The 24,607-nt window shown below is 39.7% G+C and carries 24 protein-coding genes; 7 read left to right on the top strand and 17 right to left on the bottom strand.

The window, feature by feature from the left end; all coding sequences use genetic code 11:
* Nucleotides 1–70: 70 nt before the first annotated feature.
* On the bottom strand, nucleotides 71–637 hold the full coding sequence (locus tag PT278_RS03920; protein WP_277130457.1) for an aldose epimerase: 567 nt from the start codon (nucleotides 635–637) through the stop codon (nucleotides 71–73).
* A 289-nt stretch (nucleotides 638–926) separates the two neighbouring features.
* Nucleotides 927–1,214 (bottom strand): type II toxin-antitoxin system HicB family antitoxin, encoded by a 288-nt coding sequence (locus PT278_RS03915; protein ID WP_277130456.1) that lies wholly within the window; start codon nucleotides 1,212–1,214, stop codon nucleotides 927–929.
* A 175-nt stretch (nucleotides 1,215–1,389) separates the two neighbouring features.
* Here PT278_RS03915 and PT278_RS03910 point away from each other — a divergent pair, with 175 nt between their 5' ends.
* Nucleotides 1,390–2,319: a 2-dehydropantoate 2-reductase gene (locus PT278_RS03910; protein WP_277130455.1), complete on the top strand. Its 930-nt coding sequence runs from the start codon at nucleotides 1,390–1,392 to the stop codon at nucleotides 2,317–2,319.
* Between the two features lie 101 nt (nucleotides 2,320–2,420).
* Here PT278_RS03910 and PT278_RS03905 read toward each other — a convergent pair whose 3' ends face one another.
* The 4 genes from PT278_RS03905 to PT278_RS03890 form a co-directional block, all read right to left on the bottom strand.
* Nucleotides 2,421–2,714: a hypothetical protein gene (locus PT278_RS03905; protein ID WP_277130454.1), complete on the bottom strand. Its 294-nt coding sequence runs from the start codon at nucleotides 2,712–2,714 to the stop codon at nucleotides 2,421–2,423.
* A gap of 4 nt (nucleotides 2,715–2,718) precedes the next feature.
* Nucleotides 2,719–3,729 carry a nitrilase-related carbon-nitrogen hydrolase gene (locus PT278_RS03900; protein ID WP_277130453.1) on the bottom strand — a complete coding sequence of 337 codons (1,011 nt, stop codon included), beginning with the start codon at nucleotides 3,727–3,729 and terminating at the stop codon, nucleotides 2,719–2,721.
* A 31-nt stretch (nucleotides 3,730–3,760) separates the two neighbouring features.
* A complete protein-coding gene (locus PT278_RS03895; protein ID WP_277130452.1) occupies nucleotides 3,761–5,032 on the bottom strand; it encodes an MFS transporter in 1,272 nt (423 codons plus the stop codon).
* 348 nt (nucleotides 5,033–5,380) lie between these two features.
* The gene (locus PT278_RS03890) at nucleotides 5,381–6,151 is read right to left on the bottom strand and encodes a serine hydrolase (RefSeq protein ID WP_277130451.1); all 771 of its coding nucleotides are present in this window, start codon (nucleotides 6,149–6,151) and stop codon (nucleotides 5,381–5,383) included.
* Between the two features lie 279 nt (nucleotides 6,152–6,430).
* Between PT278_RS03890 and PT278_RS03885 the strand changes: the two genes are divergently transcribed.
* Nucleotides 6,431–7,264: a DegV family protein gene (locus PT278_RS03885; protein WP_277130450.1), complete on the top strand. Its 834-nt coding sequence runs from the start codon at nucleotides 6,431–6,433 to the stop codon at nucleotides 7,262–7,264.
* Nucleotides 7,265–7,331: 67 nt separating this feature from the next.
* Here the strand turns inward: PT278_RS03885 and PT278_RS03880 are convergent, their stop codons facing one another.
* Nucleotides 7,332–8,762: an MFS transporter gene (locus PT278_RS03880; RefSeq protein WP_277130449.1), complete on the bottom strand. Its 1,431-nt coding sequence runs from the start codon at nucleotides 8,760–8,762 to the stop codon at nucleotides 7,332–7,334.
* Nucleotides 8,763–9,081: 319 nt separating this feature from the next.
* Between PT278_RS03880 and hflX the strand changes: the two genes are divergently transcribed.
* Nucleotides 9,082–10,365: a GTPase HflX gene (hflX, locus tag PT278_RS03875; RefSeq protein WP_277130448.1), complete on the top strand. Its 1,284-nt coding sequence runs from the start codon at nucleotides 9,082–9,084 to the stop codon at nucleotides 10,363–10,365.
* A gap of 62 nt (nucleotides 10,366–10,427) precedes the next feature.
* Here hflX and PT278_RS03870 read toward each other — a convergent pair whose 3' ends face one another.
* The 4 genes from PT278_RS03870 to PT278_RS03855 all read right to left on the bottom strand — a co-directional run bounded on the left by PT278_RS03870 (nucleotide 10,428) and on the right by PT278_RS03855 (nucleotide 13,605).
* Complete coding sequence (locus PT278_RS03870; RefSeq protein WP_277130447.1) at nucleotides 10,428–11,306, bottom strand: C40 family peptidase; 879 nt, start codon at nucleotides 11,304–11,306, stop codon at nucleotides 10,428–10,430.
* A 157-nt stretch (nucleotides 11,307–11,463) separates the two neighbouring features.
* Nucleotides 11,464–12,186: a C40 family peptidase gene (locus tag PT278_RS03865; protein WP_277130446.1), complete on the bottom strand. Its 723-nt coding sequence runs from the start codon at nucleotides 12,184–12,186 to the stop codon at nucleotides 11,464–11,466.
* 214 nt (nucleotides 12,187–12,400) lie between these two features.
* Nucleotides 12,401–12,886, bottom strand: a complete 486-nt coding sequence (locus PT278_RS03860) for a C40 family peptidase (RefSeq protein WP_277130445.1) — start codon at nucleotides 12,884–12,886, stop codon at nucleotides 12,401–12,403.
* Between the two features lie 179 nt (nucleotides 12,887–13,065).
* Nucleotides 13,066–13,605 carry an AAA family ATPase gene (locus tag PT278_RS03855; protein WP_277130444.1) on the bottom strand — a complete coding sequence of 180 codons (540 nt, stop codon included), beginning with the start codon at nucleotides 13,603–13,605 and terminating at the stop codon, nucleotides 13,066–13,068.
* 90 nt (nucleotides 13,606–13,695) lie between these two features.
* Between PT278_RS03855 and PT278_RS03850 the strand changes: the two genes are divergently transcribed.
* Together PT278_RS03850 and PT278_RS03845 are read left to right on the top strand one after the other, a co-directional pair.
* A complete protein-coding gene (locus PT278_RS03850; RefSeq protein WP_277130443.1) occupies nucleotides 13,696–14,010 on the top strand; it encodes a DUF2187 domain-containing protein in 315 nt (104 codons plus the stop codon).
* Between the two features lie 111 nt (nucleotides 14,011–14,121).
* Complete coding sequence (locus tag PT278_RS03845) at nucleotides 14,122–15,630, top strand: O-antigen ligase family protein (RefSeq protein WP_277130442.1); 1,509 nt, start codon at nucleotides 14,122–14,124, stop codon at nucleotides 15,628–15,630.
* Nucleotides 15,631–15,671: 41 nt separating this feature from the next.
* On the opposite strand, the gene PT278_RS03840 is transcribed toward PT278_RS03845, so the two are convergent.
* The 3 genes from PT278_RS03840 to PT278_RS03830 all read right to left on the bottom strand — a co-directional run bounded on the left by PT278_RS03840 (nucleotide 15,672) and on the right by PT278_RS03830 (nucleotide 17,306).
* On the bottom strand, nucleotides 15,672–16,292 hold the full coding sequence (locus tag PT278_RS03840; protein WP_277130441.1) for an LVIS_2131 family protein: 621 nt from the start codon (nucleotides 16,290–16,292) through the stop codon (nucleotides 15,672–15,674).
* Between the two features lie 96 nt (nucleotides 16,293–16,388).
* Nucleotides 16,389–16,721, bottom strand: coding sequence for a hypothetical protein (locus PT278_RS03835; RefSeq protein WP_277130440.1), 333 nt, complete (start codon nucleotides 16,719–16,721; stop codon nucleotides 16,389–16,391).
* A 9-nt stretch (nucleotides 16,722–16,730) separates the two neighbouring features.
* Nucleotides 16,731–17,306, bottom strand: a complete 576-nt coding sequence (locus tag PT278_RS03830; protein WP_277130701.1) for a hypothetical protein — start codon at nucleotides 17,304–17,306, stop codon at nucleotides 16,731–16,733.
* Between the two features lie 355 nt (nucleotides 17,307–17,661).
* Between PT278_RS03830 and PT278_RS03825 the strand changes: the two genes are divergently transcribed.
* Complete coding sequence (locus PT278_RS03825) at nucleotides 17,662–19,239, top strand: multicopper oxidase domain-containing protein (protein WP_277130439.1); 1,578 nt, start codon at nucleotides 17,662–17,664, stop codon at nucleotides 19,237–19,239.
* A 133-nt stretch (nucleotides 19,240–19,372) separates the two neighbouring features.
* Nucleotides 19,373–20,035 (top strand): C39 family peptidase, encoded by a 663-nt coding sequence (locus PT278_RS03820; protein ID WP_277130700.1) that lies wholly within the window; start codon nucleotides 19,373–19,375, stop codon nucleotides 20,033–20,035.
* A 226-nt stretch (nucleotides 20,036–20,261) separates the two neighbouring features.
* On the opposite strand, the gene lepA is transcribed toward PT278_RS03820, so the two are convergent.
* The 3 genes from lepA to PT278_RS03805 form a co-directional block, all read right to left on the bottom strand.
* The gene (gene lepA / locus PT278_RS03815; protein ID WP_277130438.1) at nucleotides 20,262–22,049 is read right to left on the bottom strand and encodes a translation elongation factor 4; all 1,788 of its coding nucleotides are present in this window, start codon (nucleotides 22,047–22,049) and stop codon (nucleotides 20,262–20,264) included.
* Nucleotides 22,027–22,707 (bottom strand): TetR/AcrR family transcriptional regulator, encoded by a 681-nt coding sequence (locus PT278_RS03810; protein WP_277130437.1) that lies wholly within the window; start codon nucleotides 22,705–22,707, stop codon nucleotides 22,027–22,029. The genes lepA and PT278_RS03810 overlap by 23 nt, the downstream gene beginning before the upstream one ends.
* Before the next feature lie 92 nt (nucleotides 22,708–22,799).
* On the bottom strand, nucleotides 22,800–24,344 hold the full coding sequence (locus PT278_RS03805) for an ABC-F family ATP-binding cassette domain-containing protein (RefSeq protein WP_277130436.1): 1,545 nt from the start codon (nucleotides 24,342–24,344) through the stop codon (nucleotides 22,800–22,802).
* Between the last annotated feature and the right edge of the window lie 263 nt (nucleotides 24,345–24,607).

Here is a 24,607-nt window from a genome sequence, read left to right as displayed (position 1 = left end):
ATGTATTATAGCAAAAAAAGCAAACCAATGCTGGTTTGCTCACAACTTCTTATTAAAATCATTACCATCTTTAACTAAGTGCTAAAGTTAACTGAAATTCGTTATCATTGTCCCCAGCCAGCAGCGCATTATCAATTGAGGCAACTACCTGCTCGCCTTTAGCAGTTAAAGCAAAATTAGCAGAATTTAACTTAATCGTTGCCTCCTGATTGGTTAATTCAACTTCATTGACACTTTCCTTAACCGTCCAGCCAGTAATTACCGGCAAAACAAAAGACAAAGAAAACGGCATTTCTTTATGTGAATTATTCTTTAAATAGCATTTAAGGTCAATTCGGTTACCCTCAAGCGCATAAGTCAAAATCATTTCAAAATGATACGGAAACTTCTTGTAGCTTACCGCATCATCAATCAAAGCCAAACTAACACGTGCGTCTCCCTTATCGACAACAGTCCAATGTAAGAGCTCCGCCCAATTTTCACCTTGATCCGCACTCGGAAAGACAACCGTCAACTTCTCCTGCGCAGCATCACTTTTGAAATAATCAGACTGATTACCATGATTTACCAAACTAAGCATTTGGGCACCATCTTCAGCAATTGCGACGCGCAAAAGAGAATTTTCAATTGTTTGCATAGTTCACTCCAAACTTTCTCCCACTTAAAAATAGCACTTTAACACCACTTATGTCAATTCAGCCCTTAAACTAGCGCTTTTTTGCAAAATAAGCACTCTAAATTAATAGAGATTACATTATAATAGAAGAAAAACATTTTTCACACTAAAAAGCGTCAGCTACAAGAAATTTATTACCCTTATCAATAGCAATCTTGAGCTTTATATAATATAATAATTGTGTTCCCAAGGATTATAAGTTAGTTTTTGGAACAAGTTAATAAAAGAGCACTCCGCGAGGAGTGCTTTTTTATATTTCATAATTAATTCGATCACGTGAAGCTTCTGTCAAATCAGCCGAAACCAGCGCAACAAATGAGCCGTCATCACCAGGATCAATCTCATCAAGTGCGCTGCATTTAGGTAATACCGCCTTATCATACAACCGACTCGCCAAAGTATCGGCCGCCATCTTTAATGATTCGCGCAAGCCTTCACCTTCGGTAATTGCTCCTTTGACATCAGGAAAACTAATCACATAGAAATTATCATCAAGTGGTTTAAAAATTGCCGGATATGTTACTATTCTATGATCCATTAAATATTCCCTCCATCTATAGTACTAATTAATATTAATGATATACCTAAAACCAAAGTTTGCCGTAGGAATTTGCAATTTATTTTAAATATTTATCATATTGCCCATTGAAAGCAGAAGAATTATAATTAGTGAAGTCATACACATTTTATTGTTTTTGTGGAGGAATTATATTATGAAAATTGTGATTGCCGGCTCTGGTGCAATGGGCTTACGGTTCGGCTTGCTTTTGAAGCGCGGCGGTAATGATGTCACTCTCGTTGACGGCTGGGATAAGAATATTGCTGCCGTTAGAGAAAACGGCGTTAAGGCTGATGTTGACGGCGAAACTCTTACTGCTACCATGCCGATTTATAAGCAAAATGAAATTGCTGAAGAGGTTAACAATGTTGATCTTGTCATTGTTTTCACCAAGTCAATGGCTCTAGGCTCAATGCTTGATAGTGTTAAGTCAGTAATTGGACCAAATACTTATATTCTTTGCCTGCTTAATGGCCTAGGACACGAAGAAGTGCTTGAGCAATATGTTGCTAAAGACCACATCATCATGGGTGTCACAATGAACGCTGCAAGCATGCCAGCTCCTGGTGAAACCAAATTTGATGGTAGTGGACCAACAGAATTGCAATGCTTGGCTGCCAGTGGCCAACAAGAAGTCCAAAAAATCGTCGATGTCTTCAATGAATCAAAGATTGAGGCCCTTTATAGCGAGAACGTCTTGTACTCTATTTGGCGCAAAGCCTGCGTTAATGGGGTCGTTAACTCCGTTTGTGCATTGTTAGAGGGGACTACCGTTGACTTCGGTCATGCACAAAATGCCGACGCAATTACACGCACCATTGTAGATGAATTTGCCGATGTTGCTGAACGCGAAGGTGTCTATCTTGACCGCAAAGAAGTGGTTGAACACGTTGAAAGTACTTGGACAATGGACCACTACCCATCAATGTACCAGGACTTAGTAGTCAATCACCGGCCAACAGAAATCGACTACATCAACGGCGCTGTTTGGCGCAAAGGACAAAAATACGGCGTGCCAACACCATATTGTGCCTGCATTACCAACTTAGTTCACGCTAAAGAAGGAATGTTAAACGTTAAATAAGTTTAAACAAAAGTAAAAAGCTTCGCAATTCGGATTTGAATTACGGAGCTTTTTTAAGTGTGTTTATGCTAGGAAAATTGTGTATATATAAGAGAAATTTATTATTTTGCTTCTAAGTCAAAGTTGGTCTTACCAAGGCCTGTCCAACGAACATAAGCTTGAGTTAAAGCAGTTGCTGATGGGTAATCTTGACCATCAAATTCGCTGATAACTTGACCTAATTTAACTGACTTGTAGTTACCAAGCCGTAAATCATAGTCTGCAGCTTCCTTGACTAATTCATCCTTGGTAATTGGGAAGAAGTTAATCATGCCGCGTTTGCTGTTTTCAAGCATTTCGCGGTAACTTTGTGCAAAGTAATGTGAATCGTATTGTGCGACAACGTATTCTGCCATTGTATTAGTCCTTTCTGCTATCTAAGCCTTTGAAACCAATGTAATCATGGTCACCAGCATTTGGATTAGCACCACCACGGTGGTCATTCAAGTAACCTAAGTCTCCCATCATTGATGAGTTTTGTAAGTAGCTAGCTTCACGTGGGTTGAAAGTTGCCATGAACATTTCAGCGTCCTTGGAATCTGAATGTTGCAATAATTCTCCACCCGGTGCGTAAAGACCAGAGTGACCGAACCATTGGTAACCATCATCACGACCAGCTAAGTTAGTGTAAGCAACGTAGAAGTTGTTGTGGTAAGCAGCTTCATGGTTAGTAATCATTGTTCCTTCTTGGTATGGATCCATGTAAGCAGAGATCCGAATTACCAAGTTGGCACCATTTTGCCGTGGAAGATCCCACATTTCGTGGTAGTCACCATCAGCACAAATGATTGTGGAAATCTTTGAACCTTCTGGACCGTCAAATGGCATTAAGCCTTCGCCCATTCCTGGGTGAGTTGGTTCAGCTGGGTTCCATGGGTGAGCTTTAGCGTAAATGTTAACTACTTTACCCTCATCGTTGATAGTAATGGCAACGTTTCTTGCTTCGTCGTCACCTTCGAATTGGTAGTAAGCACCAACAACAAGCCAAACGCCCAAAGTAGCACATTTATCTTGCAATTGCTTCATGAATTTATCGTTTTCGTGCAATGGGTAATCATGAGCAACTGGACTAAAACCGTGAGTGTAAGTTTCAGGAGTGATTAACATTTGGTAACCAGCGTATGAGATTGTGGCTCTGTCCATGTACTCAAATAATTGGTCCAAATTGTCTTGAATTTGCATTTCAGCAATTTCAGTAGCAGATTTGCTTGCTAAGTATTCCTTAACTTCTGCCTTTTGACTATCAGTCTTAAAGCGGAGCCATTCGTTCATTGAAGCTTCTGAAACATAACCAGAAACAGGAGTCCGAGCGCCAGCTTGCATAAAGACCAAATTTAAATAACCAGGTAATGCGTAATTTGTCGTTAACATCGTTAACTTCCTTTCTTAAAAAATAATAAGCTTATTTACCTTCGTACAACGTTACAAAGCCGAATGCTATAGCAACTAAAATTGCCGAAACAATAAACATAATGCCGACCATGTTTGAACCCATGTTCATAATTGAACCGGCAAGCGGCGCTGCAAAGAAGGTACCAGCGTTAAGACCGATATTCATAATACCGATCGCATTAGCTGATAATGGTGCCTTCTTAACAGACATTGGTGCAAGCGAATAAATTGTTGTCGGAATTGAACCATCAAAAATTGGGAAAATGATGATAATGGCCCAAGCTAAAGCCGTTGTGTGGATGAAGTTAAAGGCTACTAAACCAATAATTCCGTATAAAACAGCACAGCTTATCCCAAAAATCTTCTTACCGTTTTCTGATTTAATCTTGTCCAAAACAACTCCAGCAAGAATCGTGAAGAAAATCTCCAAGAAGTACATGCTGCTAAGCATTGTGTTGATTTGACCGCGAAAAAGTCCCGGTACATTTTGAACCCAAACTGATTGGATCCAAGAAACAAACGTAAATGAGCATAAAGCAAAGAAGAATGCCGCAATACCGATGAATACAGATGACTTACCTGCAGCCTTAATTGCCTTAAATTGTGTCTTGATGTTAATTGAATCAAGCACCTTACGGGCAGTTGAACGGTTATCTTTGCGGCCGTCGTGTTCCTCCACAATTTCTTGTGGTTGGTGAACGAACAGCAAGAAAGCAACAAAGCCAACGATTAAGAAGGCAATTGCTAAGCCCCACATCCCTTGCCATGAAAAGCTGCTGGTAATTGGTGACGCCGTGAAGAAGATGATTACTTGTGAAATCGTCATCCATGATGTCCAAATTGCCATAATGATACTCAATCCGTTTTTCGAATTGAACCATTGGGTAATTAAGACCGGCCCAATAACAGCAACGATACCAACACCGGTTCCTTCAATAACTCGTGTTAAGAGCATGAACCAGATATTGGTTGAAAACATGCCAAGCACGCCGCCGACAATCGTAATAATCAAAGCGAAGATACCGACTTTGCGAATTCCGATTGAGTCAGCAAGATTAGCAGCAGTCATTGACAACAAGACAGCGATCAATGAGAAACTTGAACTAATCCAGCCAGCAACAGACGCACTGGTGTGGAATTGCGTAATGATCATATTCATTACCGGCGAAACTTTATTTTGCGCTGTGGCAACAGCAATTCCAGCGATAACAACAGACAGGCCAATCAGCCATCTGTTATCGCGCCAAGTTTTGTGCACAGATGAGTGTGTACCTTGTCCCATATGAAAATTCCTTTCATGATTAACTAAATATTTTAAAAACTAATAAGCACAACAGGGAGCAATTATAAACACGCGGATTTATGAGCGTCAATTTTAGTGCTCATTGCTCTTAACCCTACAGCCAGTAAAAGCGCTGTTATTTTTATTTTCAAAAAAGCGATTAACGTATAGTCTTCATCACAAATGAACTGCTTTCAAAAAATCGCTAAATGCGCGCGCAAAATTTTTTGAAAAAAATTGCACGAAAATTTTGCAAAAATGTAAAATTATTCGTGCAATCAAACTTATTTTTAGCCAAAAAAAGACAGATCTCCTTAGAAATCTGTCTTTTTGATTATGTAAATTAACTTAGATTGGATTTTGTTCCGTCAGCATTTGGCAAAGCACTCGACCCACGTTTTGTAAAAATTGCACAGCGTGGGACTTTTCATTGGGCGTAAATTTAGTCATGGCAACACACTCAATCCATGAATCACCTAATTCTAAGCGTGCGGCATCATGTTGATAATTAATTAGGTCCCCCGTCTTATTGTAAGACTTAATTTGACTATATTCACCCATTGCCACTGGCCAAACCAGCCGGTCATAAAACATTTGGTTCTGCATACTTATCTGCACGGTCTGAGCGTATTCATCGTCATATTTAAACGCCGCATGAAGTAATTTCCCCAGACTTTTAGCATTAGCTAAGTTTTCACCATTTGTCGGCGGCATCATTAACCGGCGCTGCAATAAAACATTGGGATAATTTTTCTTAAGCCAAGCATTAATCTTATCCATGCCCCACGTCGTCAGCAGTGCATTGGTCGCCGTATTGTCCGACTGAATTAACATTAACTGCAATAAATCCTTGATAGTATATACCCTTGGCGAGACTAAATTTAAAGTCCCACCCGGAACAATATCTTCTGGCTGCAACGTGACTTTTTCTTCTAAAAGATTAGGTTGCTTAAGAAATAATTGCTGCCCATAAGCTGCAATCGCCAATTTAATCAAACTAGCCGTTGCCCACATTTGGTCTGTATTTACTTCATATTCTAGACCCCATGAACTATGTAAATATAGTTGAAAGTCAACCGCATGCTTCAAGCTTGCCAGTTCTTGTTCAAAGTTAACCATGATATTTCACCCGTAATTCTCAGACAGCAAGTTCCACTCGGCAAATCTACCATTTTCGTGGGTACTTGCAAATTAAAATTATCGTTTATTTAAGTCTTCATTGAGAATGACACTTAATAATTATATCAAATAGAACCAATTATGCCTGATAATCTACAAATAAATTAAACCTTTACTAAAAACTATAAATTTAATTAAAAATATAGCTTTTGAAAATGAAAGGTAGTACTATTTTGCTAAAGTAAATTTAACAGTATTATTTTAATAAGGAATACTAATATGGATAAAATAAAAATAATTATCGATTCTAGTTCTAACGAACTATCAAATAAACAAGAAAACATTGAAATCGTTCCCCTAACAATCACTATCAACCAGCAAAACTTTGTTGATGATGAAACGCTAGATTTAAACGAGTTAAGCACTAGCATGGCAGCCAATACTGAGGCTGGCAAGACAGCTTGTCCAAGTATTGATGATTGGCTTAGGGCACTAGCAGGCAGCACTCACGCGATTATGCTGACGGTAACTAGCGGACTAAGCGGCAGTTACTCATCAGCTTACCAAGCAAAAAAGATTTATGAAGAAAATCACCCTGAAAGTCGCATAATCGTTGTTGATTCCAAGTCTGCTGGCCCAGAATTGTCACTGACCTTGCACGAAATTCAGCGCTTGATTAAGAATCATGTCCGGTTTGTTGATTTTGAACAAAAAATCGCCCATTGGCAAACTCATACACACTTGTTGGCCGTTCTGCAGTCCTTGCACAATTTGTCATTAAATGGCCGCATTAGTCCAGCAGTAGCCAAAGTCGCCCAGATGTTAAAGATTAACATTGTTGCCCAAGCAAGTACTGAAGGCAAACTTGAGCCACTCGATAAAATCCGCGGCATGAAGCGAGCACTCAAAGACGTTATCAGCCGCATGGAAGAACGCGGGTTTCATGGCGGTGAAGTGATTATTGACCACTTCCACAACCTAAAGGACGCTACCTCGCTCAAGGAAAAGATTATTGCCAAATATCCCCAAACCAAGATATTGATTCGTCCAGTTAAGGGACTTTGCGGTTTTTATATTGAAAACGGCGGGTTGATGATTGGCTTCCAAGATTAAATCCCAAAGCAAAAAGAACTTGAAGCTGTAATGCAGCTTCAAGTTCTTTTTTGTTAACTAATTAATACTAATCTTTTTTAAATAGACGCCAGTCACTTAAAATAACTGTTACCAAACAAATGATAATCGAAATTAAGAAGACAATGTGCATCCCATAAATAAAAATTTCTGGCTGCTTAGGTAAGTATTCTGTTACCCGCACACCCTTTTTGGCACTCATTGCCGCAAACAGAACAGTTGTCGCACTAGAAATACCAATTACCATCCCCAAGTTACGGGAAAGTGAATTAATACTGCCGGCAACTCCCAAGTCTTTTTGCTCAACCGAACTCATGACTAGTGAATTATTCGGTGAACTAAAAATACCACTGCCCAGTCCCATAATGGCGATACTGACGATAAAGAGCCAAAGCGGTGAAGTTAAATTACATAGATAATAACCAATTTGACTTACAAGTAGTAACAACAACCCAATAAAAGTAATCAATTTGGGACTAATTTTATCAGAAATTGACCCCGCAACCGGTGCCGCAAATAATTGTACCAGCGGCAAAATCATCAAAATATAGCCAGCTTGACTAGGCGATAAGTGCCGCGCATTTTCCAAATAAAATGGGGTCACAACGTTGAAGAAAAAGTTGGTAATAAAAATCAATAATGCACATAGCAAGCTTACTGAGAAGTCGGGATTTTTAAACAAACTAAACCGCAATAAAGGATTAGTCGCATGATTTTCTGTATAAACAAACCAGCAAAAGCTGAGTAAGCCAATCGCCAGCATTAATAAAACTGCTGCTGCCGTGAAGCCAAGCTGTTGACCAAGAAAAATCCCGCCAAACAGGCTGACCATACCCAGCGCAAACGCAAATGAACCGGTTTTATCAAGTGGTGCCTTAGTGAAAGTGATGTCCTTAGGTAAAAAGATGGCACCAATAATTGCCGCAACAAGACCAACGGGAACATTCAACCAAAAGATGTATGACCATGACAAATGCGATAAAATCAACCCGCCAAGACCTGGTCCCGCAATCGATCCTAGGGCTACGAAGGACCCAATTGTCCCAAGGGCCTTCCCACGTTCAGTATGCGGAAAAATTTCCGTAATAATGCCGTTGTTGGTCGCCATCGTCATCGCTGCGCCGAAGGCTTGAATTGCCCTTGCGATCAGCAAAAATAACAAATTAACTTTAAAACCAGATAACAACGAACCGGCGATAAAGAAGATTGCTCCTAACCGAAAAATTTTAATTTTACCTTGCAAGTCACTTAACTTGCCGAAGAAAAGAATAAAACTACAGACAACAATTAAGTAAAGCGAAACTACCCATTCTGATTGGCTCATCGAAATCCGCAAATCATTACTAATTACGGGCAGCGCAATATTAACGATTGTCCCATCCAAGGTTGACATAAAGGTAAACAAACCCACTGCCACCAAAATCCACCAGCGATTTTTTTGCACTTTGGCATCAGTCTGGTAACTTAAATTCTGTGTCATTATTCCAAGTCCTTTCAACTACTTTCAATTTAGTTAGGTACCTTATGAAGATAAATTATACACTTTATTTAGTTCTTGCCAAGTAAAAAATAAATAGCAGTTACTCAACAATGAATAACTGCTATTTAATAATTAACTTTGCATTTCTAAAATTTGTCCTAATTTTTTAATTCAATCAAGATGACAGAAATTAAAACTAATTTAGTTAAATAAAAAGTTTACATTTTGTCTAACTTAACTTCTTTCGCGGACAGCCACTTTTGTACTACAATTAAGCTAACTAACTACCATTAAAATGATTACATTAGAAAGAACACAAATGATCGATAACACACCTCAAAAAATCAAAGCCTACATTGCCGGCGTCAACTTAAACGACCCTAACTTTGATTATTACATGACTGAGCTGGCCAATTTAACCATGGCTAATAATATGGAAGTCGTTGGTCAGTCACACCAAAATGCCGTCCAAGTTGTTGCTGGAACATACTTTGGCCTTGGCAAAATCAATGAAATTAAGGACCTAGCCCACGGACTAAAAGCCAAAGTACTGATTATCAATGATGAACTGTCCCCAGTCCAAATTCGTAATTTAGAAAAATTAAGTAAATTACGGGTAATTGACCGCACCGAATTAATTCTAGAAATTTTTGCCAGTCGCGCCCGCTCAAAGCAAGCTAAATTACAAGTGCAACTAGCCAGACTGCAATATGAACTGCCTAGACTGCATCCTTCTGAAAATAATCTTGACCAGCAGCGTGGGAATGGTGGTTCAACCGGCGGTGGGTTTGCCAACCGTGGTGCCGGTGAATCCAAACTAGAAATGAACCGCAGAACTATCGGCAAGCAAATTTCGGCAATTAAAAAAGAACTAAAGGCAATCACTAGTCAGGAAGAAATCAAAGCTAAACGCCGCAACCAAAACCACATTCCTAAAGTTGCCCTAGTAGGCTACACTAACGCCGGCAAGTCAACTACAATGAATGGTTTACTCCAAGAATTCACCAACGAAAACAGCGACAAGCAGGTATTTGTTAAAAATATGCTGTTTGCCACGCTAGATACCAGTGTTCGCCGAATTGAACTGGGGAATAATTTTAGCTTCATCTTATCTGACACTGTTGGTTTTATTTCCAAGTTGCCCCACAATCTGGTGGAATCGTTCAAAGCGACTTTGCAAGAGGCAAAAGATGCTGACCTACTAATTAATGTCGTTGACGCCGCTGACCCTAACATGATTCAGATGATCCGCACTACCCAGAATGTACTAGCTGAAATCGGCATCAAAGATATTCCGATGATTACCGCTTATAACAAGGCTGACAAGACCGACCGTAATTATCCGCAAATCGAGGGCAGCGACATTCTATATTCAGCAACCGACCCGGCTTCAATCAAAATGTTGGCGCAATTGATTACCAAACGAATTTTCGCCAATTACGAGCAGCTTGAACTATTATTGCCGTTAACCGATGGCAAGGCACTAGCCTACTTGCACGAACATGCCCAAGTGATGGACGAGCAATATCAAGCTGACGGCGTTCATGTCACCGTTCGTCTGGCACCAGAAAAGCAGGCCCAATTTCAAAAATATCTTATTTAAATAATTACAAGCAAAAAGCAGTTAGTTGACTTAACATCAACTAACTGCTTTTATTAATCATTTTATTGTAAAACTCGTTTAGCAACTGACGGATAGAAGTATGAACTAAGTGTCTGTAACACTACCCCTTGCTCAGGTGTTGCGGCACTAACATATTGATTGTTACCAACATAAATCGCCACGTGATATGGTGCGTCCGTCGAACCCCAAAAAAGCAAATCACCCGGCTGCAATTGACTCATATCAACTGTCGTACCAACTTTGACCTGATCTGTCGTCACTCGCGGCAAATTAACACCGCCGGCTTGGTTATAGACATACTGAACTAATCCAGAACAATCAAAATTGTCAGGACCATTGCCGCCCCAGGCATAACCTTTACCAACCTGGCTTTCAGCTAAGTTAACGACTGACTTGGCTTTTTGACTAGCATTACCACTCACTACCGTATTAGCAACTGTGGTTACATTATTAGTAGTATTATTGGCGGCTGGCTTGTCCTTAGCCGGTTTTGTAGCTGCCGGCTTGGGCTTAGTCGTAGTTGGTGCCTGCGTTTTTGCTGGTTTTGCTTTCTTAGGCTTTTTTGCCACCGAGGTCTGCTCTTGCGGTTTAGCAGCAGCGTTATCATCCGTTACTTCCGTTGTATAGCGGGCTTCAATCCATTCATCAACGCCAACTTTATACCATAATTTACCTTTTTTATCGACGGCTGTAGCAGCAACGTTCCACTTACTTTCATTTTTAGCACTAAAATCAATCGGCCGACCGCCATCATAATTTGTCCAGATTTTAATGCTTTTTCCAGGTAAATAATTAATCTGTACGCGCTTAATTGGTTCTTTTAGCGTTGCTGCATTAACTGCCTTTTGTGGAGCAACAGTAGCAATGCCTGTTAGGGTTAAGGCCGCCGCCAGACCCATCTTTAAAAAATTACGTTTCATTAACATTGACTCTCCTTTTTTGGTAGCGAAAAGTGATTATAATTTTACTTAATAACCTTATTTTAGTCGCCTGAAATTTTTAATCAAGTCATGTCTTTTAATAAAGAAAAAAGACACTTAGAAAATTGTTCTAAATGTCTTAATTTATTTGGGTTATTTAGTTAAGAACCCGCTTAGCAACTGATGGATAGAAGTATGAACTAAGAGTTGCTTTAATAACTCCTTGTGATGGTGTTGCCGCATGAACAAACTCGCCATTACCAATATAAATTCCTACATGGTATGGCGCATCTGCAGAACCCCAGAAGAGTAAATCACCTGGCTTCAAATCTTGCATTGAAACCGTTCGACCTTGCTTAACTTGAGTATAAGTTGTTCGCGTAACGTCCTTACCAGCAGCTTGATTATAAACATACTGTACTAACCCAGAGCAATCAAAACCGCTCGGATCATTGCCGCCCCAGACATAAGCCTTACCAACTTCTGACTTAGCTAATTTTACAATTTCTTTAGCTTGTTTATTAGTTGTAGCTGCAACGTGTTCACGTTTAACAGGTGAATCAGCCTTGACTGTATACTGTGATTCAATCCATTGGCCAGGGCCGATTTTATACCAAGTATTGCCCTTAGCATCATTCTTAGTCTTAAGGACATTAACAACCGTTCCGTGTTGAACTTTTTGACCCGTGAAACTAGGATTTTTGTAACTGCTCCAGATATTAACACCATATCCCGGAACATAATTAACCTTGACCTTCTCAGTCGCAGCTTCAACACTGGAAGTTGTAGAATTTGCATTAACAGCATTGACAGTCGCAATACCAGTAACGGCAAGAGCTGCAGCTGTAGTAAATTTAGCTATATTACTCTTAATTTTCAAAATCAAATTCTCCCAATTACACCAGATGGTTGTTACAAGCCAACCATCATTGTTACACTTCTATCATTACATTGTAAATTTTACTCGTGTTATGTTACATAAATATTACAAAATAGATACTAGTGTGTAAAAAAGCCTTTTCAGAAATAATATTTTCCGAAAAGGCTCAGTTAAATTTAATTGTAATTGTTAAAAAAGATTTTGCAGCGTCAACTTAATTAAGAATACGTTTAGCTGCTGATGGATAGAAGTAAGTACTAATTGTTTGTTCCTTAACACCTTGATCTGGAGTTGCGGCGTGAACGAACTTGTTGTTGCCTACACAAATTCCCACATGGTAAGGTGCATCAACAGAACCCCAGAAAAGCAAGTCGCCCTTCTTGAGATTATTTAAAGATACGCTCTTGCCAACTGTAACTTGTGAGTAAGTGGTTCTTGGCAATGTCGTATTACCAGCCTTGCGAAAGACATATTGAACTAAGCCAGAACAGTCAAAAGAATAAGGACCTGTGGCACCATAAACATAGCTCTTACCTACTTGCTTTTTGGCAAGCTTAGCAACGGCATTACGCTTTTTAGTAACTGCGCTAGCACTAACAACTTCACTTGAACTAGCAACCGCAGAAACGGCAGTACTACTGCCAACAAAGAATAATGATATAACTGTAATTAACTTAATTAAACTATGTTTGTGTTTCAAAATTCTCTCTCTTCTTCCAACTTACAATTTTTTGATTTTAATAGTTTAATGGTTCTTCCAACCGTCAGTTTATATATTACCCATCAAATGTTACACGTTTATGTCAAACAAGCTACAAAATCATGAGAATTCAATTATGACCTGTTTTCAAGCGGTTAAAAAGAGAAATTTTAGTTCAATTAAAGGCTTGTAACAATTGCCTTTAGCAATTTTTTAGTTTTAGACCAATCATCATTAACCAGGATATGTGCACTTGCCGCAAGCTTGTCCGGCAGCTGATTTAACTCATCGCCGCTCATTCGCTCCTGAATCTTAGCTGGATCATCCCCACGCTTAACCAGCCGCTCTTCCAATTCCTGCTTGCTGCTGGTTGTCACGTACAAAAAGTAAACCTGCTGCTTTAACTGCTCAAGATACGAACTAGCTCCCTGAATATCCACAATCAACGACACCAAGTCATTGTGCTGCCAAGCAGCGTCCAGTGCCTCCTTACTTGAACCGTATTGATATGAGCCATACCGTACATGCTCAAAAAAGTGTAATTTACTAAAAGACGCATCATCTTCAAAATGATAGGCTTGATGCTGCTTTTCACCCGGCCGTTTCGGTCTTGTCGTATGCGTCACCACCCGCGGAATCCCAAATTCCTTCGTCAAATATTCCGAAATCGTTGTCTTACCTGCACCACTGGGACCAGCAATTAATATTAATTTTCGCAAAATGTAGACTCCCTTTACTTGAAAACAATTGACTTTTATAATAATATCTTTCTATTATAATGAAACGTGGGAGAGAGAGGAAGAAGCATTTTGAAAAAAGCAGATGTAAAATTAGGTGACATTGTCAGCGCAAAATCAGAGGAAGAACTTACCAAGCCATTTATCGGTAAAGTAGAAAAAACCTACGAAAATTCTGCTATGTTAAAAATTATTGACTTCGATGAAGCCGATAGAACCGCCATCGGTGACTTAAACAACAAGCTTGTTGTCAACTTCAAAAATCTAAAAGCAGCCCCAAAGCGTAAAGTTAAGGAAATTCAATCTTTAGCTGATAATGATGTCAAAGTTGAAAAAATCGCTAAGGCTAAAGAAGACGACCAAGAAAATGACGAAAAAGCGAAATAAAAATATTTTTTGCTTAAAAAGCAGTGATCTTATCTCACTGCTCTTTTTTTTTACACTTTTTTTGCCTAAAATTAGGCTAACAAAATAATTATTGCAAAATGGAGAACAACATTGAAAGAAAAAGCAAAAACCATTTTATTTTGGTTCATTCTCAGTCAACCATTTTTGGACTTATATTGGTTTTACCATGGCCAGCTTGCCAATATCCTGCCCTTTACCTTGCCAACAATCATTCGGATTTTAGTTGTTGGTGTTCTGCTTGGACTCTTCTTAAGTCAGAAAAAATCATGGTCTAAACTTACTCAGCGTAAATGGCTGTTGGTCTATTTGGCGCTACTTGTCATCTATTCAGCACTGCATCTAGTTCACGTGCGCAATTTTACCAGCGTTAATCCTACAGGATACGGCTACTCAACGACCAGTGAAATCTTCTATTTAATTAGAATGGCATTACCACTCATTGTCTTATTTTTAACCGATGAATTTAATTTCGGCCAAAGACAGCTGCGGCTTGTAATTGAGGGCGTCTCCGGACTGTTCTCAGGAACAATTGTATTATCCAACCTATTTGTCGTTTCCCTTAAATCTTACGAGACCGGAACAATCAGCGCCAATATTTTCATGTGGTTCTTCAATTCTAATATTGGTTACTCACACATGGCTTCCAAGGGCTTTTTTAACTTTACTAATATGATCTCGGCTGTTCTGTTCATGCTGCTGCCATTAATGCTCTATTACCTATTTACAGAATTTAATTGGCGCACCGTCACCCTCAATGTCGTCCAAGCACTTGCCATGATTGAAATCGGCACCAAAGTCGCAGCAATCGGACTAATTGGCGGCATTATAATTAGCTGTTTGCTCTTTATTTTCCACAAGTTTATTATTAAGGACGTTAAAAAAGGCGGCTGGGCACTTTTAACCGCTGTTTTAATTGAACTTGGATCACTAGTAATTTTGCCGTTTGGTCCCGCTATCCAACGCTATAATTATGAAATCTACCTTGCCAAGCAATCCGATCATGACCTAACAAGCGAAACGCGCGAACTCAAAGCCGGACTAGCAAAATATCCCCAAGGCAAAGAGCGCGACGAATTTTTACGGCATTTTATCAAAAAGAATTATCAGGCTTATGCGCTCAATCCCAAGTTCGTCTTCAAGAGCTATCCCTACCAATACGACCCTGAATTTTGGCTCAAAATCATGAATGAGCCCGGGCAAACGCGCATGCAAAACCGCCATGTTGAGCAGGCAATGCTCAACCAAGTCATTAAGACTAATAATAATCGTTTAGACAAATTTTTCGGTATTTCATATACTCGAGAAAACAATATCTTCAACTTAGAGCGTGACTTTTCGGCACAAATATATGCACTCGGCTGGCTGGGAATGCTGCTGTTTGTTGGGCCATATTTAGTCGTTCTTGCATATGCTTTTTACCAGTGGCTTAGATATCGAGCAGCACGAACCTACCTCGTTAGTTCTCTCATCTTATCCAGTCTGTTTGTTCTACTTGCAGCCTTTTCTTCCGGTAACGTCCTAGACTTTTTGACCGCCAGTTTCTTACTCGCCTTTATCGACGGCAACTTACTCAGACAGGTCAAAAAACCAGAAAAATAATCAACTAAAAAACGGTGACCTCAATTTTGAAGTCGCCGTTTTTATTTTTGTTTAATGAATGATGCATCTGGAATTCTAATCAAGTAGTAGGTCATCGCGTTGTGTCCCGCGTGCATCCCGATTCCATTCTGCCAAATCTTCTTGTAAGTTGCGGTATAAGTAGCAACATAAGCCCGCTGATACTTCTTATCCATTCGCTTCAATTGCTTAACGCTATAAGGCACCCGCTCAGCATTCAAATCCAGCGGATTCTTGCCGTAAGCCACTGTCGCAAAATCACTGGAAACCTTGACCCGTTTACCCGCACGATAAAAGGTATAAGTCTGTGTGCCAATCTTTTTCTTCTTAGAGTTAATGGTCACATAGCTTGAATTACCAGTTCCCGTGTCCATAACCAGCGGCTGATAAACAATATTTGACGAGATTTTACTCGTATCCTCCAAATCGGGATTATCCAGCATGGTCTTGGCAAATAAGCCGCCAATCCCAACTAGTAAAACCACGATTTCAACAATATCTAGTAAAAAATTAGGCCAACTAAAGCGGCGGTGCTTATTAATAATCATCCTAATTCGGCGCTTGCGGATATTCTGCACTACAAATACAAAATAAAGGATAACAATTACCCATAACAAGATGCCAAGTAGATTCCAGCTAAACATAAAAATCCTCCTGTGATTGCTTCCATTATATTGTAAAAAGTTCATTTTGAATAGTTATCTACTAAAAAAGACTGGCAAAAATGCCAATCTTTTTCGCTAAGCTGAATAATGATTTTCTTTTAAATTGCGTTCAAGTAAATGCGTGAAGGCATCTTTTTGCAAAGTAGACGAAATATAGATAACGGTTATCAAGCTTTGCTCATCAATAATAAAGGCAACTCGTGCCGAACCAGTCTTTTTTAGATTTACCCGGCATTCATAAACGCAGTCGCCATTCACTCGCTCACTTGCTGCCCGCTTAACCTTGGACATCCCTGTTTCAACCTGAATAGTCAAAGCTTCTTCAATACAGTGCTTAATTAGCTTGATTTCGTTCTTATGCTTTTTAAAAAATTGCTTGCAGCCCGAGCGCTCATATTCAACCTTCATTAGTCAATTCTACTCTTTTTTGCTCTTAGCTTTACTGGACTTAGCAGCAGACTTCTTCGCCGTTTTTTTCTTAGTTTTAGATGCCGCTGCCTTTTTAGCAGGTGCTTTTTTAGCTGCCGGTGCCGGTTTTTCATATTCACGCACCTGCTTAAGCTTTTCGCTAATTGCAGCCGCTAACTTCGTAATAACTGCATCTTCATCTTGTAATTCAGCCTCAGTTGCTAGCTGGTCAATGCGAAATTTCGACGCATTTAGATAATCTGACGCAGTCTCAAAGTAAATATTGACTGGATAATCTTGTCCTTCTTCAAAAAAGTTGCTGATTTTTTTGTAATTACTGTAAGGCAAATTAATAATATTGGTTTCCAAGGCAAAAGTCACTGGCCGCTGTCCCGTTACTTCAAGTGCAATATGACTTAATGATCCCTTCTTAACAGCCGCAGCGGTCTCCTTGACCATATTAGCAGCAGCTTCCTTAATTTTAGCCTTCGACTTACTCAAATCGGCATACTTAACAGTTGCCAAATCTTGTAAATAATCTTCTTGTTCAATTTTTTCAGTTAAATTCTTCAAATTAATCTTCAAACTAAAAATTCCTTTTTTCATTGTGTAATCTAATTTATTATTCTTCTATACGATACTCAACATCGACGCTAAAAACAATTTATTTATTTTTATTTTTAAAAAACGTTAATCTTTAGTAAGTAGCGCTGTAAGCAAATAAAACGAGTTGTTTAAGACAAAAATACCACTACTTTTAACATATTTTTGTTTCTAATTAAATAACATTTGTTGCCAGTTTTTCTGAAAACTAGTGCCTTTTATAATCTTGGCATAAAATCATGATTTTAACCACTTTACAAGCGTTTTCAGCAAGAGTAAATTTAAGGCGTAATGAAATTTTTTAACTGAAAATTTTTTAACTGAAAGGTAGACGAATATGTCAGATAAAGTTTACACAGATTATTTTTATAATTCAGAAGACTTTGACAGAAATCACGGTATGGGTTACAAAGAACTCACTATCCCTGACAATGTTGAAGCTCAACCGTTAATCGTTCCACCAGTATTGGAACCAGATAAAGCTGAAAACAATGATGTTTGGTACACAATTGAGTCACAAGAAGGCGACTTCCAATTCTTACCAGGCAAGAAGACCCACACTTGGGGCTATAACTTCCCAGTTCTTGGTAAGACTATGGTCTTAACTCGCGGACAACACGTTCACGTAACTTTGAAGAACAGCTTGCCAGAATTAACTACTTACCACTGGCATGGTATGGAAGTTTCTGGACCAGGTAACGATGGTGCTTGTCACTCACCAGTTTACCCAGGCGAAGAAAAACACATTGACTTCGTTGTTAACCAACCTGCTGCCCTTACTTGGCTGCACGCTCACCCATGTCCATCAACTGCTTCACAAGTTTGGATGGGACTTGCAATGGGTGTTGTTGTTACTGACGCTAACGAAGCTGAATTACCAATTCCTAAGACTTATGGTAAGGACGAATTCCCAATTATTTTGCAGGACCGGACTTTCCACGAAGATAACCAATTTGACTACAAGGCTGATTACAATTCAATGGGTGTTTACGGTGATAACCCAGTAATTAACGGTGTTATTAAGCCTTACGTTGATGTTACTACGCAAAAAGTACGTTTAATCTTCTTAGGTGGTTCTAACCGTCGTGAATGGAGATTACACTTCGACAACGATTTAGTTATGACGCAAATCGCTGGTGACGACTCATTCTTAGAGCATCCAGTTAAGATGACTAAGGTCTTAATTGGGCCAGGTGAACGTCAACAAGTAGTTGTTGACTTCAGCGACTACAAAGACGGTGACGTTGTCAACCTTTACACTGATGACTTCAAGTTAGTTGAATTTAGAATTCATCAATATGAAAAAGATGACAGTGTCATTCCTGATACCCTATTTACACCACATGATCCAGTTGTAAATCCAAACGCACCAATTCCTCATGTTACTATGGACAACCACAACGAAATTAACGGTAAGTTGTTCTCCATGGAAAGAATTGACATGAAGCAAAACTTAATGGACGCTGAATACTGGGACGTAACTAACACCAATGATAAGACTCATGGTATGTTACACCCATTCCACGTTCATGGTGCCCACTTCTTAGTAGTATCACGTAATGGTCACGAACCATACCCTAACGAACGTGGCGTTTACAAGGACACAATCGAAGTTGCTCCTAAAGAAACTGTCCGCATCAAGCTTTACTTCCAAAACACTGGTGTCTTCATGTACCACTGCCACATCATCGAACACGAAGATGCTGGTATGATGGCTCAAATTCAAATTGTTGATCCAAAAGATCCAGACAAGAAGTATCATTTGATGGATATGAAGACTTTGAACACAGCATTAGCCGAAGAAAAAGGTGTGCCAATGGACGAAGTATTCTGCCCAGGAATGGACGTTGAAGGAATGCCTGTTAAGGGTGTAGATCACACGATGGACGCATTTTCAGGTGCAAGTCATCACTAATCTGACCTTCAATTAATAACCAAAAAAGCACTCATTAAATTGAGCGCTTTTTTGGTTATGGATAGTTTTTTATGATTAAATAGCATTTATGAAGAACAAAAAGTCATTCGCTAAATATTTATCTTTATTAATAATGCTCCTACTTCTTGGAGCAATTATTTTTGCCTTTAATTCCAAAAGTTGGCGCAATCAATATGCTTGGCTAACCCTAAAGTCTGAACAAAAACTGGACGTACCACTTGAAAATCAGTATCCTGACCTTCCTAATGGCTGTGAAGTCACCTCTTTAAGTATGCTGCTAAACTACTATGGCATCAAAGTTACTAAGCTGGACCTCTCCCAAAATATTGCCCACGTTGCTTCATTTACTGACAACGGCCAATATCGCGGTAATCCCCATAAGGGCTTCGTCGGCTATATGAGCCAGACCAATGCCGGGTGGTGCGTTTATAATGAGCCACTAGAGCAAGTGGCGCGAAAATATACTAACCGCATTCAAAATTTTACGGGGCATGACTTTATTCAAGTAATGAAATTGGTCTCAACTGACCATCCTGTCATGATTATTACCACAACCAACTTTAACCATGTCGGTGACATGCAAACTTGGAAAACAGCTCAAGGCAACGTTCACGTTACGCCATCATCGCACGCCTGCGTTATTACCGGCTTTAACAAAAGGGCGCGAATTGTTTTGGTTAATGATCCTTTTGGACATAAAAACGAGAAAATTCCGTGGACTAATTTAGAACGGAGCTATAACCAGCAGGGCAAGCAGGCTTTATACATCAAATAAACAAAAAAGAGCAGGTTCAACTAAGAACTTGCTCTTTTTAATCGAGGCTATTTTTCACAAAAACAGTTGGCTACTTCTGTTCACATCAGGTAGACCAAACACCAGTACTTCCCGTACCTGTCAGTTAAGACGGGTATCCTCATAACAAAATTACGCATCTCGCGTTTTTTGTCGGCTCGTATTATTCATTATACTCAGATTATGGGTTAACGCAACTGACAAATTTTTACAGTTCCAAAATTACATTAAATACTTCCTGCGGTAATTTAACTTCTCCTTGAGCTGCCCGCCTTTTATTTAAACTTTGGCGTCTTAATAGTGCTGCCTTTTTAGAGACACTCCGCTGATTACCGTCAACCGCAGCGTTTTTGCGCAGCGGCGGAACATCAACTCGGGCAATTGCTTTGCCTTCAACGATTGCTTGAACTGGTGTTGGATAAAGCCGCCGTGGCACCGTATACTTCAATTCCTTGACCAATTTTTGCGCCATTTGCGGTGCATCCATGCGGTGAACAACAAATGAAAGCGAGTCAACCGGAGCGTAGTTAATATCCACCTCAATCTTAACTAAGTCTGCATCCTCATAATCCAAGAACTCCGTATTAAGTGTGGCATAGCCATGCGACACCGACTTTAATTCAGAAAAGAAATGGTACGCCACTTCCGACAACGGCATCTTAACTGTCACCAAAATTTGCGCTTCATCATTATCTAAGTCCAGCAGCGTCCCCTTATGTTGCTCTGTTAATTTCAAAATTGCATTTAACGTCTCACTAGGCGTCATAATTTCGGCCTTGATAAACGGCTCTGTCACATGGTCAATCAGACCAAAAGCCGGATATTGCGCCGGATTATTGATTTTCATTTCTTGACCATTCTTTAAATAGACAAAGTATGTTACGTTCGGTGCCGTTGTTAAGACATCAATGCCATACTCATCCTGCAGACGCTCGCGAATAATTTCTAAATGAAAGGTCCCTAAAAAGCCGCAACGAAATCCTTGCCCTAATGCTTCTGAACGCTCCTCCACAAATGAAAAGGACGTGTCATTTAAACTCAGTTTGTTAAGTGCCTGCTTCAAGGCTGGAAAATCATTATTTTTAGGATAAATACCGGCAAAAACCAACTGTTTAGCCGGTTCATACCCTGGCAGTGCCTCTTTAGTTGGTTCCACTTTAGTTGTAATAGTATCACCAACCCGAATTTTTTTCGGGTCCTTGATGCCAGTCACAATATAGCCAACTTCACCAGCCTGTAATCCCTTTTGGGTTTGCATATTAGGTGTCAACACCCCAATGTCTTTGGGACGAAATGACATCTTTGCTTGCATTAACTGTAAGTCAGTTGCGGCCGATAATTGCCCGTCAATTAGGCGCACATCAATAATTACTCCTTGATAAGCATCATAAACTGAATCAAATACCAATGCCTTAAGTGGCGCCTGATTGTTTCCTTGGGGCGCAGGAATCCGAGTTCTAATTGCTTCAAGTAATTCAGGAACTCCCTGCCCAGTTTTAGCAGAAATCAATAGCGTCTGCTCCGGCGTAAAGGATTTGTCTAACTCCAGTAACTGCTGCTGCGTGCGGGCAACATCAGCTGAAGCAATATCCACCTTGTTAATCACCGGAATTAATGCCAAATTGTTCTTCTTAGCAATGCGATAATTCGCAATCGTTTGCGCCTGAATACCTTGAGTTGCATCAACTAATAGTAGTGCCCCTTCAGTAGCTGCCAAGCTCTTAGCAACTTCATAATTAAAATCCACATGACCAGGAGTATCAATCAAATTGTATTCATACTCCTGGCCATCCTGTGCCTGGTAAAAGTTACGCACTGTTCTTGCCTTAACGGTAACACCATGCTCTTGTTCAACTTCCATATCATCCAGCATTTGGTCACTAAATTCACGTTCACTGACCGTTTTAGTTAACGTCATAATTTGGTCAGCTAATGTCGACTTACCATGATCTATGTGGGCAATAATGGCAAAATTACGAATTTGTGCTTGTTTCATTATCTGTTTGTTCCTTAAAAAATCCTGTTAAATAATATCGCATCTGGGCTTCGGCTTCCCCTACTAAATCAATCGTAAAGTCTGGATAAGTCAAGGCAACCTCTTGATGATTAAAACTAGCCAGCGAAGACATATTCATTAAGCCGCTGATAATTGCACTTTGAATAACGAATAAATGACTAAATTGTCCCTGCGTTAATAACTGATTGCTCTTCACCGCCAATAACTCCCCAAGTTCATGGCTAAGTGCATACAGCTTATTGCGGCGCTTAATCGTCTCCGTCATATTGGCTTTACCTTCTAGCACCGGGCCGCGAATGGCATTTAAGCGAACCAGCTCCGCATGGTTATTAATTAATGCCCGTGTAGAACTAATCATCAGGTCAATGAACTGAGCTTGGGTTACTTCTGGCTGCTGCTTAACCTGCTCGATAATTTTTGTGAAAAACACGCAATAATCTTCCAGCAGGATACTCATAAATAAGTCTTCCTTAGTCGCAAAATAATTAAAAATTGTGCCCTTAGCTACTCCAGCTGTATCAGCAATTTGTTTCATTGTAATTTGGGTATAACTTTGCTTAGCAAAAAGCTGCATCGCTACCTGCATAATTAATTCACGTTTAGCCTGCTTTTGCTGCGTTGTATGAATATTTGGCATTTTTTCACCTCAGTTTAAAAGTATTATTACGCAAAAATGACCAAAGGTCAATTTTAATTAATAAAAAAAGATCAGTTTACCTGATCTTTCGTCTATTTGTTCATCGTTTCAATATCAATTGTCTTATCTACCCAGTTGCCTTCAAAGAAATCGCGCTCGTGACTAACAATAACTACCCCACCAGGGAAATTAACAATTGCCTTACGCAATGCGTCCTTGGTATCGCGATCTAAGTGATTGGTTGGCTCATCCAGGAACAGCAAGTTGGCCGGCTCAAACTGCATCTTCGCCAGCTTAACTTTTTCCTGCTCACCACCAGATAGTTTCTTCAACGGGCTCATTGCCTGCTGTGCCGTCACACCCATGCGTGCTAACGCACCACGTAATTCCTTTGGCTTTTGCCGTTCAAACTCTTCCTGCAGATATTGCAGCGGCGTCATGTTATTGTTTGGCCAAGTTAAATCCTGCTTAAAATAAGCTAATTTGGCAGTTGTAGATAATTCAAAATCACCAAAAATCGGCTTTAATTGTCCTAACAGGGTTTTCAGCAAGGTCGACTTACCAATTCCGTTAAAACCAGTAATTGCCACCTTCTCATTGCCGCCAACTGAAAAGTTAAATGCCTCTTTAACTAGCGCGTGGTCATAACCAATTACCAAGTCTTGGGTCTGCAGCAATAAGTTAGACGCTGTTGCCACATAAGGAAAGTCAAAGCGCGCACGCCGGTTAGATTTCGGCGGTGTCAAAACATCCATGTGAGCTAGTTGCCGTTCACGCGATTTGGCACTCTTGGAGCGAGTTCCCGCCTTATTTTTACGGATATAAGCTTCCGTTTTGGCGATTTTACGCTGCTGGTTAGCATAAGCCTTGAGATAAGTTTCACGGTTAGCTTCTTTTTGCCGCATTGCTTGCTTCAAAGTTCCCGTATAACGCGTAATTGTGCCGACATCAACATCAATAATACAGTTGGTAATCCGGCCTAAAAAGTCGTAATCGTGGCTGACTACAATAAACGCACCCGTGAAGTCATTCAAGTAGTCGACTAACCAATCAATGTGTGACACATCAAGATAGTTAGTTGGCTCATCGAGCAATAATACATCCGGATTTTGCAGTAATAATTTAGCCAAAATAATTTTGGAACGCTGACCACCAGAAAGTTGGGCCACATCATGATCGTAACCTAATTCTGCTAAGCCCAAACCTGACGCAACACGTTCAATTTCGGTATCAATCCCGTAAAAATTATTTTCTTCTAAGTAAGTTTGAACTTTACCGGCCTTTTCTAATAGCTCGTCGTTGCCACTTTCAGCATATTTAGCGTAAAGTCCGTTTAATTCGTCTTCTTTTTGATACAGCGACGCAAATGCCGTGCGCAAAAATCCGCGGATTGTTTCCCCCGGCGTTAACTTGGCATACTGGTCAAGATAGCCGACATCAACTTTGTTCTGCCATTTAACTTGACCTTCATCCGGCAGCATCTCACCCGTCAAAATCTTAATTAAGGTTGATTTACCAACCCCATTTTGTCCCGTGACCCCCATGTGATCCTCTTTATTAAGGACAAAATTTGCATCCTCGTACAAGGTTTTATCCACAAAACTTTGGCCAAGATTTTTAACCGTTAGTAAACTCATCGTCCATCCCTTTCGAACTAAAACAACTCGTTCTAGTATATAATAAAGTCGCACTTTTAGCTCGAACAAAAAGCTGACCGCTGTTATTTGCTTACCCCAGCACAAAAAATATGATTATCATTGCGCCACTTTATGATAATTAATATTTTTACAATTTAGTATTGAATATAGCAATAAATTATGCTTTAATTAACTACAACAAACAAAGTATCAATATTAATTATAATATTTTTGAACCTTTAATTTATCAGTCTGATAGCTTT

Origin of the sequence: Lactobacillus sp. ESL0703, assembly GCF_029433435.1 — a bacterium.
Lineage (GTDB): Bacteria > Bacillota > Bacilli > Lactobacillales > Lactobacillaceae > Lactobacillus.
Note: the sequence above shows the minus strand (reverse complement) of the source record. Positions and strands in the feature narration are given on the sequence as shown.